Consider the following 24,507-nt stretch of genomic DNA (forward strand, 5'->3'; position numbering starts at 1 on the left):
AATATGGGGCAGATGGCCAATTACGCCAGCCGGCAGGCGTCGGCTTCCCAGCGGTATCCAACGCCGTACACCGCGCGGATAAACGACTGATCGGCGTCCAGCGACTCCAGCTTACGCCGCAGGTTCTTGATATGGCTGTCGATCGTTCGGTCGGTGACCACCCGGTAATCATCGTACAGATGATTCAGCAACTGTTCGCGCGAGAAGACTTTACCCGGCTCCTGGGAGAGGGTTTTCAGCAGGCGGAACTCGGCGGGGGTGAGGTCCAGCAGCTTATCGCGCCAGGAGGCCTGGAAGCGCCCCTCGTCAACAATCAGCGGGCTTTCCGCATCCAGCGCCTGCAGATCGCGCTGCGGTTTGCAGCGGCGAAGAATGGTCTTGACCCTGGCCACCACCTCGCGTGGGCTGTAGGGCTTACAGATATAATCATCGGCGCCGATCTCTAACCCCAGCAGGCGGTCGATCTCTTCGATTTTGGCGGTCACCATCACCACCGGAACCTCAGAAAAACGGCGGATTTCCCGACACAGGGTCAGGCCATCGGTGCCGGGCAGCATCAGATCCAGCAGGATCAGATGCGGCGGCGTCTGGCGAACGTACGGGAGAACCCGATCGCCGTGATTAATCAGCGTCGGCGCATAGCCCGCCGCCTGAAGATAATCGATCAGCAGCTGACCCAGCTTGGGCTCATCTTCCACGATAAGAATGCGTGGCGTGTTTTCATCAACAGGTAATTCAGTCATACGTCTCTCGATAAATGACGTTCCAGAGGTAGTTCTACTTTAATGCTAACCCCGCCCAAAGGCGAATGGCCGGCACGCAAAGTGCCGCCGTGGGCCGCGACGATGTTAAGGCAAATCGCCAGCCCTAAACCAGAGCCGCCGCTGGCACGATTGCGTGACCCTTCAGTACGGTAAAAACGCTCAACCAGCCGCTCCAGCTGTTCATCGGTGACGCCGGGGGCGCTATCGGCGAAATCGAGAATCAGCCTATCGCCGCTCTGGCTGGCGCTAATCTGCAGGCCGCCGCCGCTATCGGTATAGCGCAGGCTGTTTTCCAGCAGGTTATTAAAAAGCTGCATCAGGCGATCCCGGTCGCCGAAAACCGTCGCGCTTTCCGGCAGCGAAACGCCGATCGACAGCCCGCGACTGGCGAAGCGTTCGCGAAACGCGCCGGCGGCGACCTCCAGCAGGTTGATGATATCCACCTCGCTTTTCTGGTAGGAGAGGGCGCCTTCATCGGACATCGACAGCTGGTGCAAATCATCGACCAGTTTGGTGAGGGTGGCGACCTCCGCCTGCAGGGAGGCGATGGAATCCGGGGTGAATTTCCTGATCCCATCCTGAATCGCCTCCAGCTCGCCGCGCAGCACCGCCAGCGGCGTGCGCAGCTCGTGGGAGATATCGGCCATCAGGTCCCGGCGCATCTGCTGGTTGCGCTCAAGGGTGCTGGCTAACTGGTTAAAATCTTTGGCCAGACGCCCCAGCTCATCGCTGCTGGTGGCGGCAACGCGAGTGGAGAAATCCCCGGCCGCCAGACGGTGCGTCCCCTCAACCAGCCTTTTGACCGGCGCGAGCAGGCCGCGCGCCAGCGGGAAAGTGGCCAACGCCGCCAGCAACGTGGCGAGGGCGACAATCAGCCAGCTGGTGCGCTTTTGCTGGCGGTCGAAGTTGATATCGGTGTTGCGCGTCAGGCGTTCAACCGGCGAGGCGATAACCGCGCCAACCTCAACGCCGTCGACCATAATACTGCGCCGGGTCCCGTCCTGCGGCACGCGCTCGCGCGGACCCACCAGTACGCGCCCTTTTTGATCGACCACCCAGAACATGGTACGCCAGCCGTGGGGAGGCATATCGGGGCCGGGACCGCGATCGCCACGATCGCCGCGTGGACCGTCGAGCGGCCGGTCCGGCGCGGCACCCGGCGGCATCTCTTCGGGGCCGGTGCCACCGTGCGGCTCATCCCTCGGTCCATGACCCATACCGCGGCCCGGCGGCGAGCGGTCGTCGTTGTCGCGTTCAAAGGTTCTCAGCAACTGAAAAATAAAACGGTCGTTGTTGCGCAGGAACGTCCAGCTGCCGTGCTGGGCATACTGCTCGCTCAGGGCATCGCCGAGCATCGTCAGCCGCTGTTCATTGCCGCGCTTGATATAGTCGATAAATCCGCGTTCAAAGCTGATGCGCACCGCCCAGTGCATGCTGATCAACAGCACGATGCAGGTGGTAAGAATCGCGATAAACAGCTTGCCAGTAATGCCGGGACGCCAGAACGTCAAGACTCACTCCTTTTACGGCGACGAATCACGGTATTGACCGTGGTATCGTCCGGTACGCGGGCAAAAATCAGCGCGGGCAGCGCGATAACCACCGCCATGCTTAAGTAGGTATAGAGAAAAACCTGGTGCGTGGTCGCCGCATCGGCGCTGATATGCTGTTGGCCGTAGAGACCCAGCAGCATGCCGGCGATGGTCACGCCGATACTCATCGACAGTTGCATGACCATCGACAGCAGGCTGTTGCCGCTGCTGGCCAGATCGTCAGGCAGGTCTTTCAGGGTCAGCGTATTCATAGAAGAAAAGCGGCTGGCGTTGATCATCCCCTGCATAAACAGCACCACCGGCAGCAGCCAGTACCAGCCCGCGAGGGCGACGGCCATAAACAGCAGACTGACCAGCGCGAGGCCGATAGTCGAGGCCACCAGCACCCGACGGTAGCCGAAGCGGTTGACCACCTGGACTACGATGCGCTTCATCCCCATGCTGCCGAGCACCATCGGGATCATCATCAGACCGGCGTGGAACGGCGTGAAGCCGAGGCCGATCTGTAAAAACACCGGGGTCATAAACGGCAGCATACCGCTGCCGATACGCCCGGCGAAGCTGCCGCCAAGGCCGAGCGAAAAGGTGCGGTTGTTGAATAGCTTAAGGCTAAACAGCGCATTGCGGTTGCCGCGCGCGTGCCACAAATAGTAGAGAATGGACGCCACGCCGACCGCCACCAGCCCCGCCAGCCACAGGGGTGAGATCCCGAGCCCTTTGCTGCCGTCCAGCGCCAGGGTCAGCGTCGCCATACCGGCGGCCAGCAAAACAAAGCCGAAGAGATCGAAGCGGCGGGTTTGCAGGGTGTAGTTGGGCATCAGGCACAACGTGGCGATGGCGCCGACAATGCCGACCGGAATGTTGATCAGAAAGATCCAGTGCCACGAGGCGTACTCCACCAGCATTCCGCCGAGAGCCGGGCCGAGCAGCGGGCCCACCTGGCCGGGTAGGGTGACGAAGGTCATCGCCGCCATATATTGGCTGCGCGGGACGATTTTCATCACCGTCAGGCGGCCCACGGGAACCATCATCGCGCCGCCGACGCCCTGCAGCACGCGGGCGAGTATTAACCCATCGAGGGTGGCGGCCTGGGCGCAGAACAGGGAGCCAGCGGTAAACAGCACGATGGCGCAGAAAAAGATATTGCGTACCCCAACGCGGTCCGCCAGCCAACCGCTGGCGGGCAGCATCACCGCAACCGTCAGGACATAGGAGACGATAACCATATGCATATGCAGCGGGCTCTCCCCGAGGCTTTTCGCCATCGAGGGGAGAGCGGTGTTAACGATAGTGGTATCCAGCGCCTGCATAAAGAAGCCGAAGGCCACTATCCATAGCTGCCAGCGCACGCTGGAGGGGAGGTCTGTCATGTTATTCGCTTACCGGTTGATGGACTTTACGCGAAAAACGCAGCCGCAGACGGTCGAAGAACAGATAGACCACCGGCGTGGTGTACAGGGTCAACAGCTGACTCATCACCAGACCGCCGACAATAGTAATCCCCAGCGGCTGGCGCAGCTCGGAGCCGTCGCCGCCGGAGAGCACCAGCGGCAGCGCGCCGAACAGCGCCGCCAGGGTGGTCATCATTATCGGCCGGAAGCGCAGCAGACAGGCCTGGAAGATCGCCTCTTCCGGCGGCAGGTTGCCGTTGCGTTGCGCCTCAAGGGCGAAATCGACCATCATGATGGCGTTTTTCTTCACGATGCCAATTAATAGCATAATCCCGATAAGCGCGATTAGGCTGAACGGGGCATCGAAAAGCTCCAGCGCCAGCAGCGCGCCGACGCCGGCGGACGGAATGGTCGACAGAATAGTCAGCGGATGAACGTAGCTCTCATAGAGGATCCCCAGCACAATATAGACCGTGGCGATGGCCGCCAGTATCAGGATCACCTGCGAGTTCATGGTTTGCTGAAACACCTGCGCGGTCCCGGCGAACGACCCGCGGACGCTGGACGGCACGCCAATCTGGGTCATCGCCCGGTTGATGGCGTCGCTGGCTTCCGACAGCGACTTGCCGGTAGGCAGGTTAAAGGAGATGGTCGATGCCGCCGACAGCCCCTGGTGGTTCACCGACAGCGGCGCGTTGGCCGGCTGCCATTTAGCGAAATAGGCAAGCGGAATCGGCTTGTCTTCGCTGTTGATCACAAACATCTTATCGAGGGCGCTGACGTCCTGGGTGTAGGCCGGGTCGACCTGCATCACCACTTTATACTGGTTCAGCGGCTGGTAGATGGTAGAGATCTGCCGTTGGCCGAAGGCGTTGTTCAGCAGATTGTTGGCGTCCTGCACGCTGATGCCGAGCCGCGACATGGTATCGCGATCGTAGATCAGGTCCATCTCCGCGCCGTTATTCTGACTGTCGGAGTTAACGTCCGCCAGCTCCGGCAGCGCCGCCAGCGTTTTGCGGATTTTCGGCTCCCATTCCCGCAGCGCCGCGAGGTCGTCCGACAGCAGCGTATACTGGTAGCTGGCGTTGGCCTGACGGCCGCCGACGCGGATATCCTGTACCGCCATCAGGAACAGGTTGGCCCCCGGCTCCTTCGCCAGCTTTTTGCGCAGCCGATCGATAATCTGTTGCGCCGTCTCATGGCGCTCATCGCGCGGCTTGAGGGTGATAAACATCATCCCGCTGTTGACCCGCGAGCCGCCGGTAAAACCGGTGACGTTGTCTACCGCCGGATCTTCACGAATGATCTTCATAAAGTCCTCCAGCTTGCCGCGCATCGCCTGGAACGAGATGCTCTGGTCCGCCTGGATACCGCCCATCAGCACCCCGGTGTCCTGCTCGGGGAAGAAGGTTTTGGGTATCGAGATATAGAGCCAGACGCTTAGCGCGATGGTGCCGAGCAGCACCAGGCCGGTTAAGCGGCTGTGCTTCAGCACCCACTTCAGCGACTTACCGTAACCGCCCTGAATCGCCACCAGCAGGCGGCCAAAACCACGCTTGCGCGTCGGCTCGTGGGGCTTGCCGCTTTTCAGCAGCCAGCCGCACATCATCGGCGTCAGGGTCAGGGAGACCGCCAGCGAGATGCCGATCGCCACCGACAGAGTGACGGCGAACTCGCGCAGCAGCCTTCCCGGCAGGCCGCCCATCAGCAGCAGCGGCAGGAACACCGCCACCAGCGACAGGCTCATCGACAGGACGGTAAAGCCGACTTCCCGGCTCCCCTGCAGCGCGGCCTGCAGCGGCTTCATGCCGGCTTCGAGATGACGGGAAATATTCTCCAGCACCACGATGGCGTCATCGACCACGAAGCCGATGGCGATAGTCAGCGCCATCAGCGACAGGTTATTGAGGCTGAAGCCGCACAGGTACATGGCGGCGAAGGTGCCGATCAGCGATACCGGAACGGCCACCGCCGGGATCAGCGTCGCGCGGCCCGAGCGCAGGAACAGGAAGACCACGAGGATCACCAGCGCCACCGAAATCACCAGCGTTTGCTCGACTTCCTCCAGCGAGGCGCGGATGGTCGGCGAACGGTCCTGGGCGATTTGCAGATCGACAGAGGCCGGGATGGTGCGCTGCAGCTCCGGCAGGCGGGCGCGAATACTGTCCACCGTCTCAATGATATTGGCTTCCGGCAGCTTGCGGATCATCAGCAAAATCGCCGGTTTGGCGTTGGTCATCCCGGCGTTGCGCACGTCCTGCACCGAGTCGGTGACGTTGGCGACGTCGGCGAGGCGCACCGCCGCGCCGTTATTGTAGTGCACGATCAGCGGCTGGTATTCGGCGGCGGTCTTCAGCTCGTCGTTGGTCGCGACCTGCCAGCGGTGGGTTGCGTCTTCCAGCGCCCCCTGCGGTCTACGCACGTTGGCGTTGCTGATGGCGGTTCGCACCGCGTCCAGCGACACGCCCTGGTTAAACAGCGCCTGCGGGTTGAGGTCGACGCGTACCGCGGGCAGCGAACTGCCGCCGACGTCAACGTCGCCGACGCCGTCAATCTGGGCAATGGTCTGCGCCAGCTGGGTAGAGGCGAAGTCGTACAGCTCACCCTGGGACCAGGTATCCGAGGTGAGGGTGAGGATCATGATCGGCGCGTCGGACGGGTTGGCTTTGCGGTAGGTCGGACGGCTCGGCATGCCGCTCGGCAGCAGGCTTTGCGCGGCGTTAATCGCCGCCTGCACGTCACGGGCCGCGCCGTTGATGTCGCGGTCAAAGTTGAACTCGAGAATGATTCGCGTACTGCCGAGCGAGCTGGAGGAGGTCATCTCATTGACCCCGGCAATCCGCCCCAAAGAGCGCTCCAGCGGGGTCGCCACCGACGAGGCCATGGTCTCCGGCGACGCGCCGGGCAGCGAGGCGCTGATCATGATCACCGGGAAATCCACCTGCGGCAGCGGCGCCACCGGCAGCAGGCGGAAGCCGAGGATGCCGCACAGCGTAATGGCGAGCGAAAGCAGAATCGTCGCCACCGGACGATAAATGAAGAGGGCGAAAAACTTCACTTACGCCTCCTCCTCACGCCGCGGGAAGCGGCTCTTCATATACAGCGACAGGCGGTCGAACAGCAGATAGATAACCGGCGTGGTGAACAGCGTCAGCACCTGGCTGAGCATCAGGCCGCCGACCATGCCAATCCCCAGCGGTCGCCGCAGCTCCGCGCCGACGCCGGTACTGAGCATCAGCGGCAGCGCGCCGAGCAGGGCGGCGAGGGTGGTCATCAGGATCGGACGAAAACGCAGCAGACAGGCCTGATAAATCGCCTCGCGCGGCGGCATACCCTGTTCGCGTTCGGCGGCCAGCGCGAAGTCGATCATCATGATGGCGTTTTTCTTGACGATGCCGATCAGCAGGATGATGCCGATAATGGCGATAACGTCCAGCTCGCTCCCGGCCAGCCATAGCGCCAGCAGCGCGCCGACGCCGGCCGTCGGCAGGGTGGAGAGAATGGTGATCGGATGAATAAAGCTCTCATACAGCACGCCGAGGACGATATACATCGCCACCACCGCGGCGACCACCAGCCAGACGGTACTGCCGAGCGCCGACTGGAAGGCCAGCGAGCTGCCCTGGAACTGGGTGCGGATATCGCTCGGGAATTCCAGCGCCTGCTCGGCGCTAAGAATCGCCTCGACCGCATCGCCCAGCGAATAGTTGTCCGGGACGTTAAACGAAATGGTGGTGACCGGGAACTGATCGAGGTGGTTAATCGATAGCGGAGCAAAACGCTGTTCGACTTTGGCGATCGTGGTGAGCGGCACGATCCCGCCGTCGCTGCTGGTGAGGCGGATATTGTCCAGCGCCGCCAGCCCCGGCGTGGCTTGGGTATCATGCTCCAGCACTACGCGGTACTGGTTCGCCTGGGTATAGATGGTGGAAATCAGACGTTGCCCAAAGGCGTTATACAGGGCGTTATCGACGTCCGCCATGCTGATGCCGAGACGGCTGGCGCTGTCGCGATCAACGTTGATATACGCCGCCAGGCCCTTATCCTGCCAGTCGCTGCTGACGTCGGAGAGCTGCGGCAGCGCCTGCAGCCGGGCCAGCAGCTGCGGGACCCAGTTGCTGAGCGCGTCCAGCGAGTTCGCCTGCAGGGTGAACTGGTACTGGGTGCGGCTGACGGTGGTGTCAATGGTCAGATCCTGGGTCGGCTGGAGATAGAGCTCGACGCCGGGGATGCCGCTCACCGCGTTCTGCAGACGGCCAATCACCGTCTGTACCCGATCGTCGCGTTCATCGAGCGGCTTGAGGTTAATCTGCAGGCGGGCGCTGTTCAGCGCCGGGTTGGTGCCGTCGACGCCGACGTAGGAGGTCAGGCTTTCCACCGCCGGATCTTGAAGTATCGCCGCTGACACCTGCTGCTGGCGCTCGGCCATATTGGCGAACGACGCGGACTGCGGCGCCTGTAGCGTGCCCTGGATAATGCCGTTGTCCTGAATCGGGAAGAAGCCTTTCGGAATAAATACCCACAGTATAATTGACAGCGCCAGGGTGCTGAGGGCCACGCTCAGGGTCAGCCACGGATGATTCAGCACCCGGCTCAGCCAGCGGCCATAGACGGCGATCACCCGCTCAAAAAAGCGTTCGCTGGCGCGCGAGAAGCGATTCTGCTTGCGCAGCGATTCATGGCTGAGCATGCGTGCGCACATCATCGGCGTGAGGGTCAGCGACACCACCGCGGAAATCAGAATCGCCACCGCCAGGGTGATGGCGAATTCGCGGAACAGACGACCCACGATATCGCCCATAAACAGCAGCGGGATCAGCACCGCAATCAGCGAGAAAGTCAGGGAGATAATGGTAAAGCCGATCTCCCCGGCCCCTTTCAGGGCGGCGGCCAGCGGCTTTTCGCCTTTCTCGATATAGCGGGAGATGTTTTCAATCACCACGATGGCGTCATCGACCACAAAGCCGGTGGCGATGGTCAGGGCCATCAGCGTCAGGTTGTTAATCGAGAAATCGAGAAACACCATTACCGCGAAAGTGCCGACCAGCGATAGCGGCACGGCGATGCCGGGAATAATTGTCGCCGGGACGTTGCGCAGAAAGACGTAAATAATCATCACCACCAGGGCGATGGCCAGCATGAGTTCAAACTGGGTATCGCTGACCGACGCGCGGATATTGGTGGTGCGGTCGGAAAGCACCTGCACTTTAACCGATTTCGGCAGGCTTTCGGTGAGCTGCGGCAGCATCTGGCGGATGCTGTCGGCGGTCGAGATAATATTCGCCCCCGGCTGGCGCTGGACGTTCATGACGATCGCCCGCTGATTGTTGGCCCATGCCCCGAGCCAGCTGTTTTCCGCGCCCTGTTCCACGGTGGCGACGTCGCCGAGGCGAATCGGCGCGCCGTTCTGGTACGCGATAATCAGGCGGCGGTAATCCTCCGCCGACTGCATCTGATCGTTGGCGGAGAGGGTGACCGCCCGCGACGGGCCGTCGAGGCTACCCTTCGCCGAATTGACGTTAGCGCTGGTAATCGCGGTGCGCACCGTTTCGCTGGTCAAGCCGAGGGCGGCGATCGCCTGGGCGTTGAGCTTGACGCGTACCGCCGGGCGCTGCCCGCCCGCCAGAGTCACCAGCCCGACGCCGGAAACCTGGGAGATTTTCTGCGCCACGCGGGTCTCGACCATATCTTCGACCTGGGTCATCGGCACGGCGGAAGAGGTGACCGCGAGGGTCATAATCGGCGGATCGGCGGGGTTCACTTTGCTGTAGACCGGCGGGTTAGGCAGATCCGAAGGCAGCAGGTTGGTGGCGGCGTTGATGGCCGCCTGCACTTCCTGCTCAGCGACGTCCAGCGGTAGCGTGAGCTGGAACTGGAGCGTGACCACCGACGCGCCGCCGGAGCTCTGGGAAGACATCTGCTTAAGGCCGGACATCTGGCCAAACTGCCGCTCCAGCGGGGCGGTCACCGACGAGGTCATCACGTCCGGGCTGGCGCCGGGATAGAGGGTCACCACCTGAATCGTTGGGTAGTCCACTTCCGGCAGCGCCGAAACCGGTAGGAAACGATAGCCGATAATCCCGGCCAGCATAATGGCCACCATTAACAGCGTGGTGGCGACCGGGCGCATGATAAACAGACGGGATGGGCCGCCCGTACTGCTCGGCGGTAACACTTGCATCAGGAGCGCGCTCCTTTTTTACCGTATTCGCGGCTGGTGGCGTTCGCCGGCTCGGCGGCGGTAGCCGCATCCTGGGCTTCCACCACTTCAACCTTCGCGCCTTCGGTCAGACGGTCGATACCGTCGGTCACCACGCGATCGCCGGCGGAAAGCCCGGCGTTAATCACCACTTTCAGGCTGTCCTGAATACCCGGCGTGACGGTGTGCTTGCTGACTTTGTTCTCATCGTTCAGAACCCAGACAAAATGACCTTCGTTACCCATTTGCAGCGCGGCGGTTGGGATCACCACCGCGTTCTGCTCGGTATCGACCAGCATCCTGGCGTTGACGAACTGATTCGGGAACAGGGCATCGTCCTGGTTAGTAAAGCGCGCTTTCAGCTTGATGGTGCCGGTGGTGACGTCAATCTGATTATCGAGGCTCAGCAGTGAGCCTTCGCTGATTTTCTGTTTATTGGTGCGGTCCCAGGCTTCGACGACCAGCTTTTTCCCCGCTTTTTGCGCCTGTACCACCGTGGCGATTTGGTTTTCCGGCAGCGTAAACACGACGTCGATCGGGTGGGTTTGCGTCAGCACCACGATCCCGGTGGTATCGCCGCTGGAGATTTGGTTGCCGATATCCACCTGCTTTAAGCCGACCCGGCCGTCGATCGGCGCGGTGATGCGGCTCCAGTTCAGCTGCAGCTGGGCGCTGGCGACGGCGGCTTCGTCCGCTTTGATCGTGCCCTGGGTTTCGCTGACCAGCGACTGCTGGGTATCCAGCTCCTGACGGGAAACCAGATTGGTTTTCACCAGCTGCTGGTAGCGCGCCAGATCGCGGCGGGCATTGGCCAGGGTAGCCCGATCTTTCGCCAGCTGGCCTTCGGCCTGGGCGAGGGCGACTTTAAACTGGCTGGGGTCGATTTCCGCGAGCAGATCGCCCGCTTTAACCTGCTGGCCCTCGGTAAAATGGATGGCCAGAAGCTGACCGTCGACGCGGCTGCGAACGGTGACGGTATTCGCCGCCGTTACCGTACCGAGACCAGAAAGATAGCGGGGCACCGCTTCGCTGGTGGCGGTTGCCGCCTGCACCGGCGCGAGGGCGGCGCCAAAACGGCCAGGACGCCCGCCGCCGGGCCCCGGACCTGCCGACGTTGCCGACGGCGTGCTTGCCGCTTCGCGACCCTGCCAAAACCAGTACGCGGCACCCGCGATGATTGCCACCACCAGCACGGCTGCCCAACGGCTTTTATTGCTACCTTTCATTAATTTGCGATCTCATCCTGAAACGTTTCACGGAATGATACTAGTTTAGCCAGCGAACGCCGCTTAAAAATGGAGGAATTATGAAAAGACTGTCCAGATATGTCTGTAAAAAAGGCTTTTCGCTGAGCCGTTTACGGTGAATATTTACGCGCAATTTACGCTTAGTCATTTTCCGCTGCCGGCCTGGCGAACAGGGATGCTTATTACCCTCATTCGGCGCTTTCAGGGTGCCAACAGCGGAATACGTCGAACCTGAACTGATATACAGCGTGAATAAGCGGCCCGGGGAAGTGATTCAGCCTGATTGGCGGCGGCATCTGATTAATAATCAAATTCACTCACCGTTTTGCCTTAACAATGCGACCAATACCAGAGGGTTCTTTATGCATTTTACCCAGGCTATCGCCCGCCTACCGGCCGCCACCTGCGGCGCGGGACAAACTACCGCCCAGCTGGGCGCGCCGGATATCGCCACGACCAGCCACCAGTTTCTCGCCTATGTGGAAACCCTACTGCAGCTTGGCCTGAAGGTCACGGTCCTGCCCCCGGCGGCAGATTATCCTGATGCGCACTTTGTTGAAGATACCGCCGTGGTCATGCCGGAACTGGCGGTGATTACCCATCCGGGCGCGCCGAGCCGTCAGGGCGAAGTCGGTACTATTGCGCCGGTGCTGGCGGGTTTCCGTCCGCTGGTGCGGATGAGCGAGCGCGGGCATATGGACGGCGGCGACGTGCTGCTGGTGGACAAACAGTTTTTTATCGGCCTGACGGCGCGCACCGATGAGCAGGGGATCCGCGAGTTTGCCGCCGCCGTTGAGCCGCACGGCTATCAGGTCGCGGCGATCGAAGTCAGCGCCGGTCTGCATCTGAAATCAATCGTCAACTACGTTGGCCGCAATACGCTGCTGCTGACGGAAGGCTACGTTAACCATCCGGCGTTTAGCGGTTTCAACAGCATCGTCATCCCGGAAGAGGAGGCCTACGCCGGAAATACGCTGTGGATTAACGATACCTTAATTACGCCGCAGGGCTATCCCCATACCCTCGGTGAAATCAGCAAGCTGGGAATGCCTATCGTGCAGCTCGACACCAGCGAATTTAAGAAAATGGATGGCGGCCTGACCTGCCTCTCACTGCGTTTTTAATCATCGCGCCAACACCGGGGAATCAAAATGAAAATACGCCTTGCCGCATTACTGGCCTGTATGGCGCTGAGCGCGCCGCTGGCCGCCCAGCAGTTTGACACCATCAGCTTTGGCGTCGATGGCGGCTATCCGCCTTTTGACGTGCTGGCGCCCAGCGGCGAAATCACCGGCTTTGATATTGATATCGCTAACGCGCTGTGCACCGAGCTAAAAGCCAAATGCGTTTTCGTGAAGCAGCCCTTTGAGAGCATGATCGCCGCCCTCAACGCGCATAAGTTCGATGCCATTATCGCCTCGCTCAATATTACCGATGAACGTAAAAAGGAAGTGGATTTCACCGACCGCTACTACCGCAGCGCGGCGCAACTGGTGGCGCGCAAAGGCAGCCCGCTACTGCCGGATGCCGCCAGCCTGAAAGGCAAAACCGTCGGCGTCCAGACGGGCTCCACCCATGAAGCGTTTGCGAAGGCCAACTGGGCCAACCACGGCGTGAAAATTGTCGGTTACGCTAACCAGGATAATGTCTATCTCGACCTGCTCTCCGGGCGCATCGACGCCGCGTTGCAGGATAATATCCAGGCGGCGACCGGCTTTATCGATACGCCGCGCGGGCAGAAATTCGCCTTTGCCGGCCCGGTTATCCAGGATGGCGGGATCTCCTCCGACGTCGGGATTGCGGTCAATAAGGACAATCCGGCGCTGCGCGATGCGCTGAACGGGGCCATTAAGGCAATCCGCGCCGACGGAACCTATGACGCCATTCAGAAAAAATACTTTAGCTTTGATATTTATGGCAAATAAGTCGTAAAGGTACGGGCGTGGGCGCTGGCCTGCGCCCCTTTACGACCTCCGCGGAAGGCTGAATATGGTCGCAGACTATTTACCCCTGTTGTTACGCGGCGCGGCGCTTTCGCTGTGCGTGATGCTCTCTTCATTACTGGTCGCTCTGCTGCTGGGGCTGATTAACTCGCTGATTAAGCTCTTCGGCCCGCCGTGGCTGCGCCTGTTTTCCACCGCCTACACTACGCTGGTACGCGGGATCCCGGAGCTGGTAATTATGCTGCTGCTGTTTTTCGGCGGCGAGATGCTGGTTAACCTGCTGCTGGGTCTGGTGGGGCTGGGGCCGGTACGCTTCAATACTTTTATCTCCGGCGTGCTGGCGATTGGTTTTGTTTTCGGCGCCTATTACACCGAGACTTTTCGCGGCGCGTTTCTGACTGTCGATAGCGGGCAAACCGAAGCCGCGCAGGCCTACGGGATGCGACCCTGGACGGTGTTCCGCCGGGTGATGCTGCCACAGATGCTGAGCTTCGCGATCCCGGGCATCAACAACAACTGGCTGGGGCTGATGAAAGCGTCGGCGCTGGTGTCGATCCTCGGCCTTGAGGATATGGTCTGGCTGGCCGAACAGGCCGGGCGCGCCACGCAAAAGCCGTTCCTCTTCTACTTTCTGGTCTCGCTGATTTACATGGTGATTACCGCGCTCTCCAGTTGGCTGTTCAGCCGCCTGGCGAAGCGTTACGCGCTGCGCTCTTCCACGGCGGGGGCGGCCTTATGAATCTGCAAACCTTTATCGATGCGATCCCGAGCTTTTTGTGGAGCGACGGCAACGGCGCCGCCAGCGGACTGGCGGTCACGGCGGAGCTGTTTTTACTCTCCATCGTTCCCGGGATGGCGCTGGCGATAGCGATGGCGGTGGGGCAGGTGTACGGCCCGCGCGGGCTGGCGCTACCCATTCGCGCGTTTACATATTTTTTTCGCAGCACGCCGCTCTATCTCCAACTGATGCTGATTTACTACGGCCTGTCGCAGTTCGATATCGTACAGACGGGCTGGATGAACGACCAGCCGTTCTGGCTGCTGTTTCGCGATGCGACCTTCTGCGCCACCCTGGCGCTGGTGCTCAACACTGCCGCGTACGTCGCGGAGCTGCTGGCGGGGATGATGGTGACTTTCCCGCGCCAGGAGTGGGTCGCCGGAGAAGCCTACGGGATGGGGAAATGGCAGATTATTCGCCGTCTGGTTCTGCCCGCGACCTTGAGGCGCGGGATCCCGGCGCTGAATAATGAAATGGTCTTTTTGCTGCACGCCACGTCGCTGGCCAGCACCGTGACCCTGCTGGATATTACCGGCGTGGCCCGCGCGTTCTACGCCATGACCTATTCGCCGTTTATTCCGTTTCTGATGGCCGCGGCGCTGTATCTGCTCTGCACCTTTTTGCTGATTTTCACCTTCGCGCGCGCCGAGCGGCGCTGGCTGGCGTTTATCCGTCGCGGCTAGTCAGGATCGCTTAATGGCCTGCAGTTCGGTGAGGGTGACGATTTTATCAACGTGAAACTTTTTACTGGTCAGCCAGCTATCCGCCAGCTGGCAGTAGTGCGCCATGCTGCGACAGCCGATACGCACCAGAAAGTCGAAGCTGCCGCTGACCAGCCAGCAGTCCAGCACTTCGGGCGTCTGGCGCATCTCCTGTTCAAACACCGGCTGCGATCGCCCGTGGTCGGCCAGCGCGATTTGCGCCTGCACCACAAACGCGTGCTCCGGCTCGGGCAGTTCTACAATGGCGCTGTAGCCGCGAATAATGCCGTCGCGCTCGAGGCTGCGCACCCGTTCCAGGCACGGACGGGCGGTAAGGTTTACCTGCTCCGAGAGCTTTTGATAAGAAATGCGGCCATCCCGGCGCAGGATTTCAAGGATCTTGTGATCGATACGGTCAAGCCGGATTTTCTTTTCCACAACCAGGACGTCCAATGAAAATTAAACACTATACATTACCTGAACATGCACTCGGTGGGCAGCGGCAATTAAGCCATTTTCATTTCGGCGCGCCCGGCACAGGAGAGAAGGTCTATCTGCAGGCGGGGCTGCACGCCGATGAAATTCCGGGCATGCTGGTTCTGCATTATCTTAAAAGATTACTCAGCCAGGCGGAACGGCGCGGCGAGCTGCGCGGCGAAATCATTCTCGTACCGGTGGCTAACCCGCCGGGGCTGGCCCAGGTGCTGCTCAGCGGCGGCGTAGGTCGTTTCGATCTGGCGAGCGGGCGTAATTTTAACCGCGACTTCCCCGATCTGGCTGCCCTGGCGCAGCCCTATCTGCGTCCGCCATCGCCCGGCTCGCGCCGCGAGTATCTGCAGCAGGTGCGCGCAGCGATGCGGGATGCGCTGGCGGCGCTGCCCGTCGTCAGCGAAGTTCAGGCCCTGCGCCATCATCTGCTGGGCCTCGCCTGCGATGCCGATCTGGTGCTCGATCTGCACTGCGATGACCAGGCGATTTTACATCTCTACGCTGACCCGGCCTGGCAACGCGAGGCGAAGGTTCTGGCGGCTTTTCTCGGCGTCGGCGCGGTACTGCTGTCGCAGGAGAGCGGCGGTCATTCCTTTGATGAGGCCTGCGGCCTGCCGTGGCAGCGCCTGACGGCGCTTGATTCATTGCAGTCGCAGCAGCAGCCCGGCTGTATGGCGGTGACCGTCGAACTGCGCGGCCAGCAGGAGGTGGATCACGCCACCGCTTGCGACGATGCCGAACGTCTTTATCGCTACCTGCAGTACCGCGGCGTACTGGCCGGCTCGAGGCCTGAGATTCCGCAGCAGGAAACGGTAATGCTGCCGTTTGCCGCTGGGGAGATTGTTACCGCCCCGGCCACCGGCATCCTGGTGCTGTTAAAACAGCCCGGCGAGTGGGTCAGCGCCGACGATGTGGTTGCGGAAATCATCGATCCGCTGACCGATATGGTCAAAGCGGTCCGCCCGACATCGGGCGGGCTGATTTATGCCAGCCGTCGGGCGCCGTTTGTCACCCTGGGGGCCGAAGTGATGAAAATCGCCGGCGAGCGGCCGTTCAGCGGCGGAGGCGGGCTGGCGCTGTAAGCGGCTTTTCGTTTATCGCGCGGGTTAAAAAGTCGTTCACTGTCTTCATGCACAGCTCGCGTTCTTCGACGTGCGGCATATGGCTTGAGGCTTCGAAAATGACCCACTCCGCGTCGGGGATGTGGTCCATAAAGGGTTGTACCACCTCCGGGGTGGCTTCATCGTAGCGCCCCGAAATCAGCAGGACCGGAACCGTAATGCGCGCGAGGCGGTCGATAATCGTCCACGCTTTCATGCTGCCGATGACGTGAAATTCGGTTGGGCCATTCATGGCGTGATAAACCGTCGGATCGGCATCCATGGCATCGAAGGTACGCCGCACTTCCGCCGGCCAGGGATCGAGCCGACAGACGTGGCGTTGATAAAATACCTGGCTTGCCGCCTTATATTCCGCGCTGTCCAGCGTTCCCGCCGCCTCATGGGCCAGCAGCGTCTGCTGGACGTCGGCGGGAAGCTGCGCCCGCAGCCTGGCCGCTCCCTGTAGCCACAGCGCCATCGATGCCGGGGAATTGGCGATAATCAGCGCCTTTAACCCCTTTGGCCGCGTCACGGCGTGCTCCGCGCCGAGCATACCTCCCCACGATTGGCCGAGCAGGGCGTAATTATCGGCAATATTGAGATGCTGCAGCAGGTTAGCCAGTTCGTCGAGGAACAGCGCCGGTTGCCAGAAGTCGGCGGGCTGCTGCGGGAGATGGGTTGAGCGCCCGTTGCCTAACTGATCGTAGTGGATCACCGCCCGCCCGCTGAGGGCGATATCGCGGAACGCATCAACATAATCATGCGTGCACCCCGGCCCGCCGTGGGCGATGACCAGCGGCGTGAGCCCGCTATCGATATCGCCGCAAACGCGAAACCAGGTTTGATAGCGCCGAAACGGGGCGTAACCTTCGCTGATGGTATACATGAATCATCTTTACCCTGCTAAGTGGACCGGCTTTCAGGGTAAAGGGTGACAACCGCGGCTGAACACTAGCAAAAATGCTAGTTCTTAGCTGTCGAGCAGACGGTAGTGCAGGGCGCGGACTACCGCCTGTACGCGGTTGCTGGCGCCGAGCTTTTTGGCTGCGGTATTAAGATGCAGCGTCACCGTCGCCACCGAGCGGTGCAGCTTGCGGGCGATCTCTTTGGCGGTAAGTCCTTCGGCGGACCACGCCAGGCATTCGCGCTCGCGGTTGCTTAGCTTCACATGACGGCAGGTAAGCAGGGTGCTGTCGAACAGCGGAAACGCCGACTCCTGAAACTGGTGGGCGAGCAGCATCAGCTGCGCCAGGGTGGCGCTGATTTCCCGTTCCTGACGCTGGCCGGTATGGATGCCGGTGAGAGTGACGAAACTGCCGTTGGGGAGATGCAGGGGAACCGTCGCCCCGCAGGGCATATTATGTTCGCGCATATAGTCGGTGACCGCGGTGGCGTGATTGTTCAACCTCCCGCGCAGCATGCTGTTGTCCGGTCGTTGATAGGACCAGACAAAAGGCGCGCAGCTTTCTAGCGCGCAGTGCTGCACCGGATCAACCTGGTAATATCCGCGCTCGCACCATAGCTGGCGCATATCTTCCGGCACATTGCACGTTTTCAGCAGCGAAGGCGTAATCAGCTCCCCTTCCAGAGAACGCGGGACCGGCGTGTAGTCGTAAATGACCGCGTCAAATCCTAACTTCCGGGTGGCGTGAAAAAGTCCGCTGAATGCCTCATCCAGGCTGGCCGCCCGCGCGCTGCCGGGGCGTTCAAATTCCAGTCGCATATAACCCCCTTCATCTAAAACGAGACCTGCGACGGGCACGATTTGTGCAAATCCGTCAATAGTTAGCGCAAAAGGCATGCAATTCCGGTGCCGCACCGGCGCCGCGCAAAACTAGTATTTTTGCTAACTGTTCAGCCTCCGGCGTTGCCGTTAGCGTTAACGCAACGCCAGAACCGCGCTATTGACGATGAGGAGTACACCATGTGGAGCGAAATAGCGCCCGATCAGTGCCATAACATTGCGGTGGAGGGATATAACGTCGTGGCCTATCAGTTTGGCGACGGCGAGGAGACCGTTCTCTGCCTCAACGGCGGGCCGGGGCTGCCCTGCGATTATCTGCGCGAAGCCCACTCCTGCCTGAAGCTTCACGGTTATCGGGTGATCGCGTTTGACCAGTTGGGTACCGGCAAGTCCGATCGGCCGGATGATGCCAGCCTGTGGACGATGGCGCGCTACGTGCGTGAAGTGGAGACCGTGCGTCAGGCACTGGGGCTCGGTAAGGTGCATCTGCTTGGTCACTCGTGGGGCGGATGGCTGGCGATTGAAGTGGCGTTGCACCATCCTGGCGCAATTCGCTCGCTGATTCTGGAAAACACCGTCGCTGATATGCCGCATCTGGTGCAGGAGCTAAACCGTCTGCGCGGGGCGCTGGGGCCAGAAACCGTCGCGATGATGCAGCGCTACGAAGCGCTCGGCTGGTTGGATCATCCGGCCTATCAGGCGGCGATTACTCTGCTGAATTATCGCCACGTGTGCCGTCTTGACGTCTGGCCAGAGCCGGTTATCCGCTCGCTTGGGGACTGGAATATGGGGCCGTATACCACCATGCAGGGGCCGAACGAATTCCTCTATACCGGCAATTTGAAAAACTGGAACCGCAGCGCTGAACTGGCGTCAATCCGCGCGCCCTGTCTGATCACCAGCGGCCAGCACGATGAACTGACGCCCGCCTGCGCCCTGAAAATGAAGCAGGGGCTGGCGAACGCCGAAATAGCCATTTTTGCCAACAGCAGCCATATGCCGTTTTACGAAGAGCCGCAGGCTTACTACCCGGTGCTGCTCGATTTTCTGGCGCGCCAGCGCGACGCGGGAGGCTGTTGATGCACCGTTACCGCTTTTTGCTTCTTCGCCCGCTACAGCTGCTGCCGGTTCTGCTGGGTATCAGCCTGATCACCTTCATGATGGTGCGCGCCATCCCAGGCGATCCGGCGCGTATTCTGCTCGGGGTGCGCAGCACGCCGGCGGCGCTGGCCCGCATCCGCGCGCAGTTTGGCCTTGATGAACCGCTGTGGGTTCAGTACGGCTATTTTCTGCGCAATCTGCTGCAGGGCGAGCTGGGTAAGTCAATTGTTTACCGGGTCGATACCCTGAAGCTGATTACTTCGCGTCTGGAACCGACGCTATGGCTGGTGCTCGGCAGCGTTCTGCTGGCAATAGCGTTGACGGTACCGCTGGCGGCGATAGCCGCCCGCCAGCGCGGGCGCCTCGCCGATAGGCTGATCCGTCTGTTTACGACCGCCGGGCTCGGGTTTCCGGCGTTCTGGCTCGGTATCATGTTGATTCTGCTGTTCAGTATCGTGCTCGGCTGGTTTCCGGTCTCCGGCTACGGCAGCGATTTTTTAGACCAGCTGCACCATATGGTTCTGCCGTGCCTGACCGTGGCGCTGGCGCTGTCGGCGGTATTGATTCGCAACCTGCGCGCCAGCCTGCTGATGGAGATGAATAGCGACTATGTGGTGGCGGCCCGGGCGCGGGGGCAGCAGGAAAGACGTATCTTCTGGCGGCACGTGCTGCCGAACTCTCTGGTGCCGACCATCAATCTGCTGGCGGTGAATATTGGCTGGCTCATCGGCAGTACGGTGGTGATCGAAAGCGTGTTTGCCATCCCTGGCGTCGGACAGCTGTTGGTTAAAGCGATTTTTAGCCGCGACTACATGGTGGTACAGGGCGTGGTGATGGTCTTTGCTCTCGCGACCGTAGCGGTCAGCCTGCTGGCGGATATTCTTACCGTGGCCCTCGACCCGAGGATAAAACTATGAAGGCGATAGCGACGTTTTCCCGCCTGCGTCAACGGGCTATCCCGCGTCAGCAGGCGCTCTGTGCCGGACTGGCGATCGTCGGGCTATGGCTGCTGGTCGCCTGTCTGGCGCCGTGGATCGCGCCGTTCGATCCGATTGCCCAGGACGCCTCTTCCAGCCTGCTGTCGCCGGGCGGCGCGCATCTCTTCGGTACCGACAACTTTGGCCGCGACGTTTTTTCCCGCGTGCTGTGGGGAGCGCGGGTCGATCTACAAATCTGCCTGCTGGGGGTGCTGTTCCCCTTTATGCTCGGCACCGCGCTGGGGGCGCTTGCCGGCTATTCTGGCGGCGTGGTCGATGCGCTGGTGATGCGGGTTATTGATATCGTGCTGGCCTTTCCGTTTCTGGTGCTGATGCTGGCAATCATCGCCATTCTCGGGCCGGGGCTGAGCAGCTTTTACATCGCGATGGCGATGGTGGGCTGGGTCTCCTACGCCCGGCTGGTGCGCGCTCAGGTACTGACGCTGAAACAGCGCGATTTTATTCTGGCGGCCCGCAGTCTGGGCTACGGCCATCTGCGGATTTTGTTCCGCCATCTGCTGCCGAACGCGCTAACCGGAGCGATCGTTTTTTCGATGTCCGACTGCGTACTGGTGCTGCTGAACGGAGCTGCGGTGAGCTATCTCGGGCTCGGCGTGCAGCCGCCAACCGCCGAATGGGGCGTTATGGTGGCCGAAGGGCAGAGCTTTATCACTACCGCATGGTGGATAACCACCTTTCCTGGGCTCGCCATCGTGCTGCTGGCGATGGGCTTTAGCCTGCTGGCCGATGGGCTCGGCGACAAGTTAGGAGGACGGGGATGAGTTTGCTGAAGGTGAATCGCCTGACGGTTACGCGCGGCGAGGATATCGCGCTGGTCGATAACGTCTCATTCGCGCTTGAAGCCGGGGAGATGCTGGGGCTGGTTGGCGAAAGCGGGTCGGGAAAAACCGTGACCTGCCGGGCGCTGATGCGCCTGCTGCCGGGGGACGGACTGCGGATTAGCGGCGGTGAGGTTGTGCTCGACGGCCGGGATATTTTGCCCCTCAGCGAAGGGCAAATGTCGGCGGTGCGCGGGCGGGAAATCGGTATGATTTTCCAGAACCCGACCAGCCATCTCAATCCGGTGATGACCATTGGGGAGCAGATCGCGGAAAGCCGGCGCCTCCATTTTTCGGCAAACCGCCGTCAGGCGCGGGAGGATGCGCTGGCCCTGCTGCGCCAGGTCGGCATCCCGGACCCGCAGAATCGGCTCAATAGCTATCCGCACGAATTTTCCGGCGGGATGCGCCAGAGGGCGATGATCGCCGTCGCCCTCGCGCCGGAACCGAGGCTGCTGATTGCCGACGAACCGACGACCGCGCTGGACGTCACCGTGCAGATGCAGATTTTGCGCCTGCTCAGCGACCTGCGTGCCGAGCTGGGGCTGGCGGTCATTATGATCACCCACGATCTCGGGGTGGTGGCGCAAACCTGCGACCGGATCGCGGTGATGTACGGCGGCAGGCTCTGCGAGGTGGGCGACAAACGCGAAGTGCTCGCCGGGCCGCTGCACCCTTATACCCGCGGACTTATTGATTGTCAGCCGGCCAGCGAAGGCGGACGGGGGAGGCTGACGATCATCGACGGCCAGCCGCCGAGCGCCGACCACTTTCCATCAGGCTGTCGCTTTCATCCGCGCTGCCGCCGCGCCGATGAAGCGTGCCTGCAGCAGCCGCCGCTGCATTACGGACAGGATCGCCATAGCCACGCGGTGGCTTGTCATCACCGGTTACCCACGCTGACCCGGCAGGAGGGATAATGGTTAACGCTCACTGGCCGCTGCTTGAGGCCGATAATCTTTGCGTCACCTTCCCGGTATCGGGCGGTCTTTGGCAGCCGAAGCGGGTCGTGCACGCGGTGAACCAGGTCACGATGCAGATCTTTCCTGGCGAAACGCTCGGTCTGGTCGGCGAGTCCGGCAGCGGCAAGAGCACGCTTGGCCGAGCGCTGTTACAGCTTGAACGGGTAGCCGATGGCGAGGTGCGGTTCGAGGGGCAGCGTATTACCCATGGCTTAACCAGCGATATCGCCCGTCTGCGCCAGCAAAGCGCGATGATTTTCCAGGATCCCTTTGCCTCGTTAAACCCCCGGCAGACCGTGGGAGAGAGCATCGCCGAGGTGCTGCGCGTGCATCAAAAAGTGCCCCGCGGGCAGGAGGCGCTGCGGGTAGCAGAACTGCTCACCCTGGTCGGCCTGCGTCCGCAGCAGGCCAGCGCGAAACCAGCCCAGCTTAGCGGCGGCCAGTGCCAGCGCGTCGGTATTGCCAGAGCGCTGGCCATGGAGCCGCGACTGATCGTGGCCGATGAGTGCGTCGCGGCGCTGGACGTCTCTATTCAGGGACAGATCGTCAACCTGCTGATGGAGCTGCGGGAGAAGATGGGGCTGGCGATTCTGTTTATCGCCCACGATCTGGCGATTGTGCGGCGGCTCTGCGATCGGGTGGCGGTAATGTACCTTGGGCGGATTGTGGAGGAGGGGCCGGCAGAGGCGGTCTTCACCCGTCCGCTGCATCCTTATACCGCCGCGCTGGTCTCGGCGATCCCGGAAATCGACCCGGATAAACCCCTACCGAAGAATTTGCTGGGGGGCGAGCCGCCCAGCCCCGTTGCCGTTCCACAAGGCTGTGCATTTCATCCGCGCTGCCCTTATGCGCAGGTGCAGTGCCGCACCGGCGCACCACCACCAACCCGGCAGATTGCCGACCGCGCTTATGCCTGCGTGCTCAACCTCGCGGGTGATGAGACCGTTTTTCCTTTAACAGGGGGATCTTTTGATGAAGCACAGGCAAGTTAAGTTACTGGCGGCGAGCGTTTTTCTGGCGCTTAGCGTGGTGAGCGAAATGGCCCAGGCGGCGGGGGTATTGACCATTGGCCGCCGGGAGGACAGCACCACGTTTGACCCGATAAAATCGGCGCAAAACGCGGATAACTGGGTCTTTTCCAACGTTTTTGACCCGCTGGTGCGGGTAGATAAGAGCGGGACGAAGCTGGAGCCGGGCGTGGCTGAGAGCTGGACGATTTCTCCGGATGGCAAGGTCTACACTTTTAAAATTCGCGACACGACCTTCTCTGACGGCACACCGCTGACCGCCAGCGATGCGGCGTTTAGCTTAATTCGTATCCGCGATGATGAAGGCTCGCTGTGGCGCGACTCCTATAGCATTATTGCCAAAGCGGAAGCCCCGGACCCGCGCACGCTGGTAGTGACGCTGAAATCGCCGTCAGCGCCGTTCTTGTCGCAGCTTGCCCTGCCGAACGCCTCGGTGATTTCGCAGAAGGCGATGAAAGCGGAAGGCGAAGAGGCGTTTGCCGAAAAAACCGTGGGCTCCGGCGCGTTTAGCGTGAAAGAGTGGCTGCGCGGGGAAAAGATCGTGCTGGTGAAGAACCCGCACTTCTGGCAGGCGAAAAACGTTAGCCTCGATGGCGTGGAGTGGTTAACCATTCCGGACGATAATACCCGCATGCTGAAGGTGCAGGCCGGCGAGCTCGACGCCGCGCTGACCGTGCCTTTCTCGCGCATTGCATCGTTACAAAAGGATGCCAATCTGAAGGTGGAGCTGGACCCCTCCACGCGCGAGGACCATCTGCTGATCAACCATTCTCACGGCGCGCTGGGCAAGGTAGAGGTGCGCCAGGCGCTGGACTTCGCGATTGATAAAGACGCGATCGTGAAGACCGTGACCTTTGGCTACGGCCAGGTGGCCAACTCCTATATTCCCGCCGGGGCGCTTTACCACTATCAGGATAATCTTCGTCGGCCTTACGATCCGCAGAAGGCCAAAGCGATGCTAAAAGCGGCGGGCGCTGCCGATCTGAAGCTGAACTACGTGGTCAACGCCGGGGATGAAGTCGATGAGCAGATTGCCATTTTGCTGCAACAGCAGCTGGCGAAAGCCGGGGTGACGGTGAATTTGCAAAAAGTCGACCCGAGCCAGAGCTGGGATATGCTGGTGGCCGGAGAGTACGATATTTCGGTGATGTACTGGACCAACGATATTCTCGACCCCGATCAGAAAACCACTTTCGTGCTTGGTCACGATGCCAATATGAACTATATGACTCGCTATCATAACGAGCAGGTAAAAGCGCTGGTGGCTGCCGCGCGCGTCGAAATGGACGGTAAAAAGCGCGAGCAGATGTATATCGACCTGCAAAAAATGGCTAAGGCCGACGTGAACTGGGTTGACCTCTACTACAGCCCGTACCGTAACGTCAGCCGCAAAAATATCGATGGTTTTTATCAGAATCCGCTGGGACGTTTCTTCCTGGAGGATACCGTAAAACGCTAATGCCTCTTTGCGCCGGTTGGTCTCTGACGCCGGCGCCTTTTTCATCTTACCGGCGGCACGACGCGGTTTGATGCATATCAACCAGTACATTAACTTTTACTATAAAAACTAAAAAAGAGTTGTAACCCCGCCTGCTTTTATTCAATTTATGTGGTGAATGTTTAATGTATTTCAATAATTAAAATATATATACATTAAAAAACAACACGTTAAATAAATCAGGGGTTAATTT

Annotated in this window: 20 protein-coding genes; 11 read left to right on the forward strand and 9 right to left on the reverse strand. The window is 60.8% G+C overall.

The genetic code is table 11. The features are described from left to right. Positions 1–20 precede the first annotated feature (20 nt). The 6 genes from baeR to EGY08_RS25260 are packed head-to-tail and all read right to left on the reverse strand — an operon-like array spanning position 21 to position 11,133. A complete protein-coding gene (gene baeR / locus EGY08_RS25235; protein WP_004122643.1) occupies positions 21–743 on the reverse strand; it encodes a two-component system response regulator BaeR in 723 nt (240 codons plus the stop codon). Then, positions 740–2,275, reverse strand: coding sequence for a two-component system sensor histidine kinase BaeS (gene baeS, locus EGY08_RS25240; protein WP_123829102.1), 1,536 nt, complete (start codon positions 2,273–2,275; stop codon positions 740–742). Before baeS ends, baeR begins: the two co-directional genes overlap by 4 nt. After that, positions 2,272–3,687, reverse strand: a complete 1,416-nt coding sequence (locus tag EGY08_RS25245) for an MFS transporter (protein ID WP_123829103.1) — start codon at positions 3,685–3,687, stop codon at positions 2,272–2,274. Before EGY08_RS25245 ends, baeS begins: the two co-directional genes overlap by 4 nt. A gap of 1 nt (position 3,688) precedes the next feature. Continuing rightward, positions 3,689–6,766: a multidrug efflux RND transporter permease subunit MdtC gene (gene mdtC, locus EGY08_RS25250; RefSeq protein ID WP_123829104.1), complete on the reverse strand. Its 3,078-nt coding sequence runs from the start codon at positions 6,764–6,766 to the stop codon at positions 3,689–3,691. Further along, positions 6,767–9,889 carry an MdtB/MuxB family multidrug efflux RND transporter permease subunit gene (locus tag EGY08_RS25255; RefSeq protein ID WP_004122635.1) on the reverse strand — a complete coding sequence of 1,041 codons (3,123 nt, stop codon included), beginning with the start codon at positions 9,887–9,889 and terminating at the stop codon, positions 6,767–6,769. Continuing rightward, the gene (locus tag EGY08_RS25260; RefSeq protein WP_004122633.1) at positions 9,889–11,133 is read right to left on the reverse strand and encodes an MdtA/MuxA family multidrug efflux RND transporter periplasmic adaptor subunit; all 1,245 of its coding nucleotides are present in this window, start codon (positions 11,131–11,133) and stop codon (positions 9,889–9,891) included. The genes EGY08_RS25255 and EGY08_RS25260 overlap by 1 nt, the downstream gene beginning before the upstream one ends. Positions 11,134–11,516: 383 nt before the next feature. On the opposite strand from EGY08_RS25260, the gene EGY08_RS25265 reads away from it, so the two are divergent. From EGY08_RS25265 to EGY08_RS25280, 4 genes are all read left to right on the forward strand, one after another. Further along, positions 11,517–12,278 (forward strand): dimethylarginine dimethylaminohydrolase family protein, encoded by a 762-nt coding sequence (locus EGY08_RS25265; protein ID WP_123829105.1) that lies wholly within the window; start codon positions 11,517–11,519, stop codon positions 12,276–12,278. Between the two features lie 27 nt (positions 12,279–12,305). Further along, a complete protein-coding gene (locus tag EGY08_RS25270; protein WP_123829106.1) occupies positions 12,306–13,079 on the forward strand; it encodes an ABC transporter substrate-binding protein in 774 nt (257 codons plus the stop codon). Positions 13,080–13,143: 64 nt separating this feature from the next. After that, positions 13,144–13,836, forward strand: coding sequence for an ABC transporter permease (locus EGY08_RS25275; RefSeq protein WP_024359158.1), 693 nt, complete (start codon positions 13,144–13,146; stop codon positions 13,834–13,836). Continuing rightward, positions 13,833–14,558 carry an ABC transporter permease gene (locus EGY08_RS25280; RefSeq protein WP_004122607.1) on the forward strand — a complete coding sequence of 242 codons (726 nt, stop codon included), beginning with the start codon at positions 13,833–13,835 and terminating at the stop codon, positions 14,556–14,558. The genes EGY08_RS25275 and EGY08_RS25280 overlap by 4 nt, the downstream gene beginning before the upstream one ends. Here the strand turns inward: EGY08_RS25280 and EGY08_RS25285 are convergent, their stop codons facing one another. Then, positions 14,559–15,014, reverse strand: coding sequence for an Lrp/AsnC family transcriptional regulator (locus EGY08_RS25285; RefSeq protein WP_004122605.1), 456 nt, complete (start codon positions 15,012–15,014; stop codon positions 14,559–14,561). It lies immediately after the preceding gene. Between the two features lie 14 nt (positions 15,015–15,028). On the opposite strand from EGY08_RS25285, the gene EGY08_RS25290 reads away from it, so the two are divergent. Then, positions 15,029–16,147, forward strand: a complete 1,119-nt coding sequence (locus tag EGY08_RS25290) for a succinylglutamate desuccinylase/aspartoacylase family protein (protein ID WP_087829100.1) — start codon at positions 15,029–15,031, stop codon at positions 16,145–16,147. Here the strand turns inward: EGY08_RS25290 and EGY08_RS25295 are convergent. Together EGY08_RS25295 and EGY08_RS25300 are read right to left on the reverse strand one after the other, a co-directional pair. Continuing rightward, positions 16,119–17,051, reverse strand: a complete 933-nt coding sequence (locus tag EGY08_RS25295; protein ID WP_049113253.1) for a proline iminopeptidase-family hydrolase — start codon at positions 17,049–17,051, stop codon at positions 16,119–16,121. The genes EGY08_RS25290 and EGY08_RS25295 overlap by 29 nt on opposite strands. A gap of 84 nt (positions 17,052–17,135) precedes the next feature. Next, positions 17,136–17,888, reverse strand: coding sequence for a helix-turn-helix transcriptional regulator (locus EGY08_RS25300; RefSeq protein WP_049113268.1), 753 nt, complete (start codon positions 17,886–17,888; stop codon positions 17,136–17,138). Positions 17,889–18,089: 201 nt separating this feature from the next. On the opposite strand from EGY08_RS25300, the gene EGY08_RS25305 reads away from it, so the two are divergent. The 6 genes from EGY08_RS25305 to EGY08_RS25330 are packed head-to-tail and all read left to right on the forward strand — an operon-like array spanning position 18,090 to position 24,275. Beyond that, positions 18,090–18,989: a proline iminopeptidase-family hydrolase gene (locus tag EGY08_RS25305; protein ID WP_049113251.1), complete on the forward strand. Its 900-nt coding sequence runs from the start codon at positions 18,090–18,092 to the stop codon at positions 18,987–18,989. After that, entirely contained in the window at positions 18,989–19,927 is a 939-nt protein-coding gene (locus EGY08_RS25310) for an ABC transporter permease (RefSeq protein WP_123829107.1), read from the forward strand. Before EGY08_RS25305 ends, EGY08_RS25310 begins: the two co-directional genes overlap by 1 nt. Next, on the forward strand, positions 19,924–20,769 hold the full coding sequence (locus EGY08_RS25315; protein WP_049113248.1) for an ABC transporter permease: 846 nt from the start codon (positions 19,924–19,926) through the stop codon (positions 20,767–20,769). Before EGY08_RS25310 ends, EGY08_RS25315 begins: the two co-directional genes overlap by 4 nt. Further along, on the forward strand, positions 20,766–21,746 hold the full coding sequence (locus EGY08_RS25320; protein WP_064362993.1) for an ABC transporter ATP-binding protein: 981 nt from the start codon (positions 20,766–20,768) through the stop codon (positions 21,744–21,746). Before EGY08_RS25315 ends, EGY08_RS25320 begins: the two co-directional genes overlap by 4 nt. Continuing rightward, positions 21,746–22,780, forward strand: coding sequence for an ABC transporter ATP-binding protein (locus tag EGY08_RS25325; protein WP_049113245.1), 1,035 nt, complete (start codon positions 21,746–21,748; stop codon positions 22,778–22,780). Before EGY08_RS25320 ends, EGY08_RS25325 begins: the two co-directional genes overlap by 1 nt. After that, the gene (locus EGY08_RS25330; protein ID WP_123829108.1) at positions 22,761–24,275 is read left to right on the forward strand and encodes an ABC transporter substrate-binding protein; all 1,515 of its coding nucleotides are present in this window, start codon (positions 22,761–22,763) and stop codon (positions 24,273–24,275) included. The genes EGY08_RS25325 and EGY08_RS25330 overlap by 20 nt, the downstream gene beginning before the upstream one ends. The last annotated feature ends 232 nt before the right edge of the window (positions 24,276–24,507 follow it).

This window comes from Klebsiella sp. FDAARGOS_511, assembly GCF_003812845.1.
In the GTDB taxonomy this organism is placed as follows: domain Bacteria; phylum Pseudomonadota; class Gammaproteobacteria; order Enterobacterales; family Enterobacteriaceae; genus Klebsiella; species Klebsiella grimontii.